This is a genomic window from Streptomyces sp. NPDC006261, from assembly GCF_040613515.1.
Taxonomy (GTDB): domain Bacteria; phylum Actinomycetota; class Actinomycetes; order Streptomycetales; family Streptomycetaceae; genus Streptomyces.
Genome location: NZ_JBEXSI010000119.1, coordinates 1 through 7,829 on the forward strand (window position 1 = coordinate 1; position 7,829 = coordinate 7,829).

A 7,829-nucleotide genomic window follows, 5' to 3' on the forward strand; every position below is an offset into this window, starting at 1 on the left:
CTCGGCCTCCACGACCGGCTCGGCCTCCACGACCGGCTCGGCCTCCACGACCGGCTCGGCCTCCACGACGGCTTCGGCCACGACCGTGGCCACGGTCTCGGCGGCGGGAGCCACCGGGGCGGCAGCCACGGGGGCCTCGACGACCGCCACGGCCGCCTCGGTCACGGCATCGGCCGCGCTGACCCGCGTACGGCGACGGCGGCGCGGCGTGCGCGGCCCCTCGGAAGCCTCGTCACCGGCCGGCGTGACCGGCGTGGCCTCCTTGGCGGGTGCGGGCACCGCCGCGGCGCCGCCCTCCTCCGAGGTCCCGCCACGGGTGCGGCGGCGCTGACGCGGCGTACGCGTACGGGGCTCGCGCTCCTCGCGCTCCTCACGGGCCTGAGCCGGGGCGGCGGCCTTGCGGCCGCGGCCGCCGGTCTCGCCGAGGTCCTCGACCTCCTCCGCGCGCAGACCGGCCCGGGTCCGTTCGCCACGCGGCAGCACACCCTTGGTGCCCGCCGGGATGCCGAGCTCCTCGAAGAGGTGCGGCGAGGTGGAGTACGTCTCCGGCGGGTCCGGGAACTTCAGGTCCAGCGCCTTGTTGATCAGCTGCCAGCGCGGGATGTCGTCCCAGTCGACCAGCGTGATCGCGATGCCCTTGGCGCCCGCGCGGCCGGTGCGGCCGATGCGGTGGAGGTAGGTCTTCTCGTCCTCCGGCGACTGGTAGTTGACGACGTGGGTAACACCCTCGACGTCGATGCCGCGCGCGGCGACGTCGGTGCAGACGAGGACGTCGACCTTGCCGTTGCGGAAGGCGCGCAGCGCCTGCTCGCGGGCGCCCTGGCCGAGGTCGCCGTGGACGGCGCCGGAGGCGAAGCCGCGCTTCTCCAGCTGCTCGGCGATGTCGGCGGCCGTGCGCTTCGTGCGACAGAAGATCATCGCGAGCCCGCGGCCGTCGGCCTGGAGGATGCGGGAAAGCATCTCGGGCTTGTCCATGTTGTGCGCGCGGTAGACGTACTGGGCGGTGTTCTTGACGGTCGTGCCCTCGTCGTCGGGCGACGTGGCGTTGATGTGCGTCGGCTGCGACATGTAGCGGCGGGCGAGGCTGATGACGGCACCGGGCATGGTGGCCGAGAACAGCATCGTCTGGCGCTTGGGCGGCAGCATCGTGATGATGCGCTCGACGTCGGGCAGGAAGCCCAGGTCCAGCATTTCGTCGGCCTCGTCGAGGACGAGCCCGCGGATGTGGGAGAGGTCGAGCTTGCGCTGGCCCGCCAGGTCCAGCAGACGGCCCGGGGTGCCGACGATCACGTCGACGCCCTTCTTGAGGGCCTCGACCTGGGGCTCGTATGCCCGGCCGCCGTAGATCGCGAGAACGCGGACATTACGGACCTTGCCGGCCGTCAGGAGGTCGTTGGTGACCTGCTGGCACAGCTCACGGGTGGGGACGACGACGAGCGCCTGCGGCGCGTCCGTCAGCTGCTCGGGCGTGGCGCGCCCCGCCTCGACATCGGCGGGGACGGTCACGCGCTCCAGGAGGGGGAGTCCGAAGCCGAGCGTCTTCCCGGTGCCGGTCTTGGCCTGGCCGATGACGTCGGAGCCGGAGAGCGCTACGGGGAGCGTCATCTCCTGGATGGGGAAGGGGGACATGATGCCGACTGCCTCGAGGGCTTCGGCCGTCTCGGAAAGAATGCCGAGGTCACGGAACGTAGTCAGGGTGCTGCCTCTTCTGTGAGACGCGGTCCGAGGCGAACGCTGGGGGTCGTACCGTGCCGGGGTTGGTCATCCGGCCGTGGATGGGCCGGGTGGCGCGGGACCACTGCCGTCGCTCGAGCGCTCGTGCCGCTGAGGGGGCCCCTCATCTGCAGTCGTACGTGTCGTACGCACCGCGTGGAGGGCTGTCGGGTCGGAGCCGATCGGGCCACCGACCGGGCATCCTCATTCAAAGGACGCGCCCCTGGAGCAGTAAAATGCTCAGTAAGCGCAATACCACTGTACCCCGGATTTGCGCATGTGTGTTGGACGAATTCATCGGAACGGTGTGATGTCCCCTCCTCACCGGACCCTTCCGCCCCTCGTCGGGCGGGCTATTGTGCGGTTCATGGAGACGCCTGACAACGCCACTGATCACCCCGAAGAAGTGCCCGCAGCGACCGGAATCGCCGCCCAGGACTGGGCCACCGCCTCCGCGGAGCCGCAGTACCGTGCCGCGGTCGTGGACCTGCTGGGCGCCCTCGCCTACGGCGAGCTGGCTGCCTTCGAGCGCCTCGCCGAGGACGCGAAACTCGCGCCGACACTCGGGGACAAGGCGGCCCTGGCGAAGATGGCCTCCGCCGAGTTCCACCACTTCGAGCAGCTGTCCGACCGGCTCGCCGCCGTAGACGAGGACCCGACCGCCGCGATGGAGCCGTTCGCCAAGGCGCTCGACGACTTCCACCGCCAGACGGCGCCGTCCGACTGGCTGGAGGGCCTGGTCAAGGCGTACGTCGGTGACTCGATCGCCAGCGACTTCTACCGGGAGGTGGCGGCCCGGCTCGACACCGACACCCGCGCCCTCGTCCTCGCCGTGCTGGACGACACGGGCCACGGCAACTTCGCCGTGGAGAAGGTGCGCGCCGCGATCGAGGCCGACCCCCGGCTCGGCGGGCGGCTCGCGCTCTGGGCCCGCCGGCTGATGGGCGAGGCGCTGTCGCAGGCCCAGCGGGTGGTCGCCGACCGTGACGCGCTCTCGACGATGCTGGTGGGCGGCGTCGCGGGCGGATTCGACCTGGCGGAGGTGGGCCGGATGTTCTCCCGGATCACCGAGGCCCACACCAAGCGCATGGCCGCGCTGGGGCTGGCCGCGTAACACCGGGCCCCCCCGGGCTACTGGGCCGCCGCCGACCTCGTGAGGCGGCGGCCGCGCGGGCGGATCAGCAGCGACAGGGTCACCGACCCGACGGAGACGGCGCCGATCAGGGTCGCCACGCCATGGCCGGGACCCAGCGCCGAATGTGTGAGGAACGCCCCGAACAGCGCTCCCAGCGCACCGGTGAGACAAACAGCACGGGTGGAGGGGAGCCGGCCGGGCAGTGAGCGGACCGCCGCCCAGGACAGGGCGAGTCCGAGCACGGCGGCGCCGAAGGATTCCCAGATCACTATGGATCACCTCGCGGGGGTGTGCGGGGCGGGCAATGCGGTCGTAGGCGGTACTACCCCTGGCCCACGCCCTGCAACCCTCCGCCGTACCCGGGAACCCTTACGGGTACGGCTCCGCCCCCACGGCATGAGAGAGCGGCCCGGCGGGAAGATCCCGCCGGGCCGCTCCCGTGCTCACCGCGTCCCGTGGACTACAGCGCGCCGAACCCCACACGCCGTGCGGTCGGCTCACCGATCTCCACGTACGCGATCCGGTCGGCCGGCACCAGGACCCTGCGGCCCTTGTCGTCCGTGAGGCTCAGCAGCTCCGCCTTGCCGCCCAGTGCAGCGGCGACCGCGCTCTCGACGTCCTCGGCGGAAAGCCCGCTCTCCAGAACGATCTCGCGGGGCGTGTGCTGCACCCCGATCTTGACCTCCACGGCTATGTCCCTCCGACGGTCAGTCCCTGCGCGGCGAACCGCGCCGTACGCAGCCACATTAGCCCGGTGGGACCACGCCTCACGGCCCGACCGGCAACGCCCGCAGCGAACACGGCGCGGTACCCGGCCGCGACAGGGCGTCGATGCCGCTCGACGCCCGGCCGGGACGGGGTGTCAGTGCCGCTCGGCGCCCGGCCGGGACGGGGTGTCAGTGCTGCTCGACGCCGTGCAGCGGGAAGCCCGCGATACCCCGCCAGGCCAGCGAGGTGAGCAGCTGCACCGCCGTGTCGCGCGGGATGCTGGAGCCGCTGGAGAGCCAGTAGCGCGCCACCACCTGCGACACGCCGCCGAGGCCCACCGCGAGGAGCATGGACTCGTCCTTGGACAGGCCCGTGTCCCCGGCGATCACGTCGGAGATCGCCTCGGCGCACTGGAGGGAGACCCGGTCGACCCGCTCGCGCACGGCGGGCTCGTTGGTCAGGTCGGACTCGAAGACCAGCCGGAAGGCACCGCCCTCGTCCTCCACGTACGCGAAGTAGGCGTCCATCGTCGCCTCGACCCGCAGCTTGTTGTCGGTCGTCGACGCCAGCGCCGTCACGACGGCCTGGAGCAGCGACTCGCAGTGCTGGTCGAGGAGGGCCAGGTAGAGCTCCAGCTTCCCGGGGAAGTGCTGATAGAGCACCGGCTTGCTCACGCCGGCCCGCTCGGCGATGTCGTCCATCGCGGCGGAGTGGTAGCCCTGTGCGACAAAGACCTCCTGCGCGGCGCCCAGCAGCTGATTGCGTCGGGCGCGGCGGGGAAGGCGCGTGCCCCGCGGGCGCGCTGCCTCTGTCTGCTCGATGGCGCTCACGCCGCCTCCCAAATGTGTGTTCCAGCCCAGCCGATCCGTACACGCTGCGCCGTACAGCCATCGTACTTTTGGGTAACCCCGGTGCGCGCGGCGCGGACGCAGAATTTCACGGACCGGACGGCTGCGGAAGCCACAGTTCTCCCAGGCCGGGAGCAAAGCGGGGCGTTCTACCGGTAATCGTCCTCATCCAGAGGGATCACCCTGCGCTGTTCCGCCATATCGGCCTCATTGGCGGTGGCCGGGTCGACGTTCTCCACCGGCTCGTCCGTCTCCGGCCGGATGTCCGTCCGCTGTTCGGCGGCGTCCGCCTCCGGGGCTTCCGGGCCAGGTGTGTCCGGCTCGGCGTCCTCGAAGGTCTCCGGGTCGCTCGGGTCGACCGTCATGGGTGACTCCCTTCCTTCCCTTGAAGCGTAGGAGTAACACTCCTACCCCGCGATGCGGCCTGTGACCGCGAACACATGAACTGGTGCGTGATCGTCTCGTAACATTGCCGCATGTCTTCGACCGAGCTGCCGGGTACCCAAGCCGTCGCCGCCGCGGTGGCTCCCACGGTCAGCGCCGTCCGGGTCGCCGAGGGCGAGCGGCTGCGTTCCGTGTCCCTTCCAGGGCTCACGCTGAACGTCCGTTCGAGGCCCGCCGACCGGACGGGGCTGCCCCCCGCGCTCTTCGTGCACGGGCTCGGCGGGTCCTCGCAGAACTGGTCGGCCCTGATGCCGCTGCTGGCTGACATGGTCGACCCCGACGCCGTCGACCTGCCCGGATTCGGTGACTCGCCGCCACCGGACGACGGCAACTACTCGATCACCGGGCACGCCCGTGCGGTGATCCGGCTGCTCGACGCGGGTGAACGCGGTCCTGTCCATCTGTTCGGCAACTCCCTGGGCGGCGCGGTCGCCACCCGGGTCGCCGCCGTCCGCCCCGACCTCGTGCGCACCCTCATCCTCATCTCGCCCGCACTGCCCGAGTGGCGGGTGCAGCGGCCCGCCGTACCGACCGGCCTCCTGGCGGTACCGGGGGTCGCTCCGCTGTTCGCCCGGCTCACGAAGGGCTGGACGGCGGAGCAGCGGACGCGCGGAGTCATGGCACTCTGTTACGGCGATCCGGCACGGATCTCCGACGAGGCCTTCCGCCATGCGGTGGCCGAGATGGAGCGCCGGCTGGAGCTGCCGTACTTCTGGGACGCGATGACGCGTTCGGCCCGGGGCATCGTGGACGCGTACACCCTGGGCGGCCAGCACGGACTGTGGCGCCAGGCCGAGCGGGTGCTCGCACCGACCCAGCTCGTGTACGGCGGACGGGACCAGCTCGTCTCGTACCGGATGGCACGCAGGGCGTCCGCGGCCTTCCGTGACGCCCGGCTGCTGACCCTGCCCGACGCGGGGCACGTGGCGATGATGGAGTACCCGGAGGCGGTCGCCCAGGCGTTCCGGGAACTGCTCGACGATGGCGGCGGGAGCTGATCCGGGGCGTGGGACGACACAGCCGAAAGGGCGCAGAGGCCACCCGCCCGGACGCCGCAGCGGCGGACCCGGGCGGCCGGCGCGCCGTACCCCGCCCCGCCTCCGGCGGCGGCCGGCGCAGGCGCCAGGGGCCCGTGCCCCCCGCCGACGGGCACGCACCGTTCCCCGACGCCTCCCAGGTGCGCGGCGGTCACCCCGAGCAGCACGAGCCGGGCGGAGGCTGGGGCACCGGCGCCCAGCAGCCCTACGGCGGCTCCCAGGCCGCCGGGCAGCCGTATTACGGGGCCGCCCCCGGCAACCCGCCGTACGCGCAGCCGTACGGGGCACCGGCCCGCCCGGACCAGGACGCCGCCCGCGACCAGGCCGTGGCGCGTCAGGTGTACGCCCAGCAGGCCGCCCAGCGCGCCGCCGACGGGCGCACGGGACGTCAGCCGGCCGCGGCCCCCGGGGCGATGCCGGGCCCCCGCAGGGAGTTCGTCGACGCCTTCGACGCCGAAGCGCCCGGCCCGCCCGACGCGCCTGACACTCCCTCGGGCGCCGAAGCCGCCGGACCCCCGGTGCAGCCGGACGACGCCCTGGACGCGGAGCCCGCCGAGCGCCACGGGCCCAAGGGTGGCAAGGGGCGGACCTTCACCGGTATCGCCGCGGCCGCGGTGACGACCGTGCTCGCGGTCGTGGTGGCCGGACAGGTCGCCGAGGACTCCGCCGGCCGGGGAGCGGCGTCGGAGGCGGCCGGTGTCGACCGGGACGGCGGCGAGGGCGCCTCGCGCTCGGACGCCCGCCCGACCCCCGAGCACCCCCCGAGGCGGGCCCCCGAGGTCAAGCCCCTGTCGTACGGCGAGAAGATGACGCAGCCCTTCACGCTCGCTGCGGATCTGAAAGCGACCGGGAAATTCGAGGCCGTCCCCGGACTGGCGAAGGCGCCCGGCAAGGGCAGGAAGTACCGCTACCGGATCGATGTCGAGAAGGGCCTCTCCCTCGACGCCGGACTCTTCGCCGAAGCCGTACAGAAGACGTTGAACGACGACCGGAGTTGGGCGCACAACGGCGCGATGACCTTCGAGCGGATCTCGTCCGGGAGCCCGGATTTCGTGATCACGCTCGCCAGTCCCGGGACGACCGGTGAATGGTGTGCGAAATCCGGTCTGGACACGACGATCGACAATGTCTCGTGCGATTCCGCCTCGACCGACCGCGTGATGATCAATGCCTATCGCTGGGCCCAGGGTTCCGCCACCTTCGGCCCCAAGAAGCTGCTGGCCTATCGGCAGATGCTCATCAATCACGAGGTCGGCCACCGGCTCGGGTACAACCATGTGAGCTGCCGCACGCCCGGCGCCCTGGCCCCGGTGATGCAGCAGCAGACCAAGTCCCTGGACATCGACGGGGTCAAGTGCAAGCCCAATCCCTGGGTGCACCCCGGTAGTTGACGGCGCATGTCCGCATACCGGGACGGCCGTCTTGTTCCGCTTCGGCAGCGGTCAAGGCGGTCGTTCGTATGGCCGTTCACGGCATCGAGCGCTCCTTCGTCCCCGAGCCGCCACCCTCCTGGACCAGTTGCACACCCTGCGGGCGGGGACGGGCACAGGGCCGGCGCTGGTCACCGGCGGGATCTCGCTCACCGCGCACGCCCGGTCAGACACGCGGCACCGTCGCGGAGAGCGGCAGCGGCAGGACCACGCTCGGCCGGATGCCGATCCTCCTGCTGGGCGCGGCGGCGGGCCGACTCCGTTACGGGGGTACGGAGATTCCGTACACGAAGCAGGCTGCCGGCAGCCGTTCCGGCCCTTGACCCGGGGCCGGCGTCGGCTCGCCGGCGGCCCGCAGAGAACTGGCCGCAGCCTGACGCTCCGTGACAACCGACCGCTGTATCGCGACGGAACGCGGTCGGGGCGGGAAAGTTACGACGGTTCACCCCTTTCGGCCCGCGCCACGACATCCGCCCCGCCGTCACGGTGGCAGCGGGGGCCGGCGCCCTGCTCG

At 72.1% G+C, this 7,829-nt stretch carries 8 protein-coding genes; 3 read left to right on the top strand and 5 right to left on the bottom strand.

Going from position 1 to position 7,829, the window contains the following annotated elements:
* Positions 1 to 1,629, bottom strand: a 1,629-nt coding sequence (locus ABZ154_RS34380; RefSeq protein WP_356838346.1) for a DEAD/DEAH box helicase, incomplete at its 3' end; no start/stop codon positions are given.
* Positions 1,630 to 2,080: 451 nt separating this feature from the next.
* On the opposite strand from ABZ154_RS34380, the gene ABZ154_RS34385 reads away from it, so the two are divergent.
* Entirely contained in the window at positions 2,081 to 2,827 is a 747-nt protein-coding gene (locus ABZ154_RS34385; RefSeq protein WP_356838347.1) for a ferritin-like fold-containing protein, read from the top strand.
* A 17-nt stretch (positions 2,828 to 2,844) separates the two neighbouring features.
* On the opposite strand, the gene ABZ154_RS34390 is transcribed toward ABZ154_RS34385, so the two are convergent.
* From ABZ154_RS34390 to ABZ154_RS34405, 4 genes are all read right to left on the bottom strand, one after another.
* Positions 2,845 to 3,117: a hypothetical protein gene (locus tag ABZ154_RS34390; protein WP_356838349.1), complete on the bottom strand. Its 273-nt coding sequence runs from the start codon at positions 3,115 to 3,117 to the stop codon at positions 2,845 to 2,847.
* 191 nt (positions 3,118 to 3,308) lie between these two features.
* Entirely contained in the window at positions 3,309 to 3,536 is a 228-nt protein-coding gene (locus ABZ154_RS34395) for a DUF3107 domain-containing protein (RefSeq protein ID WP_356838350.1), read from the bottom strand.
* Between the two features lie 208 nt (positions 3,537 to 3,744).
* Complete coding sequence (locus tag ABZ154_RS34400) at positions 3,745 to 4,386, bottom strand: TetR/AcrR family transcriptional regulator (protein WP_073878597.1); 642 nt, start codon at positions 4,384 to 4,386, stop codon at positions 3,745 to 3,747.
* A 167-nt stretch (positions 4,387 to 4,553) separates the two neighbouring features.
* Entirely contained in the window at positions 4,554 to 4,769 is a 216-nt protein-coding gene (locus ABZ154_RS34405; RefSeq protein WP_356838352.1) for a hypothetical protein, read from the bottom strand.
* Positions 4,770 to 4,880: 111 nt separating this feature from the next.
* On the opposite strand from ABZ154_RS34405, the gene ABZ154_RS34410 reads away from it, so the two are divergent.
* Together ABZ154_RS34410 and ABZ154_RS34415 are read left to right on the top strand one after the other, a co-directional pair.
* Positions 4,881 to 5,846: an alpha/beta hydrolase gene (locus ABZ154_RS34410; RefSeq protein WP_356838353.1), complete on the top strand. Its 966-nt coding sequence runs from the start codon at positions 4,881 to 4,883 to the stop codon at positions 5,844 to 5,846.
* Positions 5,847 to 5,854: 8 nt separating this feature from the next.
* Positions 5,855 to 7,276, top strand: coding sequence for a DUF3152 domain-containing protein (locus ABZ154_RS34415; RefSeq protein WP_356838355.1), 1,422 nt, complete (start codon positions 5,855 to 5,857; stop codon positions 7,274 to 7,276).
* The last annotated feature ends 553 nt before the right edge of the window (positions 7,277 to 7,829 follow it).

Coding starts and splice junctions, on each gene's coding strand:
- ABZ154_RS34385 (WP_356838347.1), top strand. CDS start 2,081: ATGGAGACGCCTGACAACGCCACTGATCACCCCGAAGAAGTGCCCGCA.
- ABZ154_RS34405 (WP_356838352.1), bottom strand. CDS start 4,769: ATGACGGTCGACCCGAGCGACCCGGAGACCTTCGAGGACGCCGAGCCG.
- ABZ154_RS34410 (WP_356838353.1), top strand. CDS start 4,881: ATGTCTTCGACCGAGCTGCCGGGTACCCAAGCCGTCGCCGCCGCGGTG.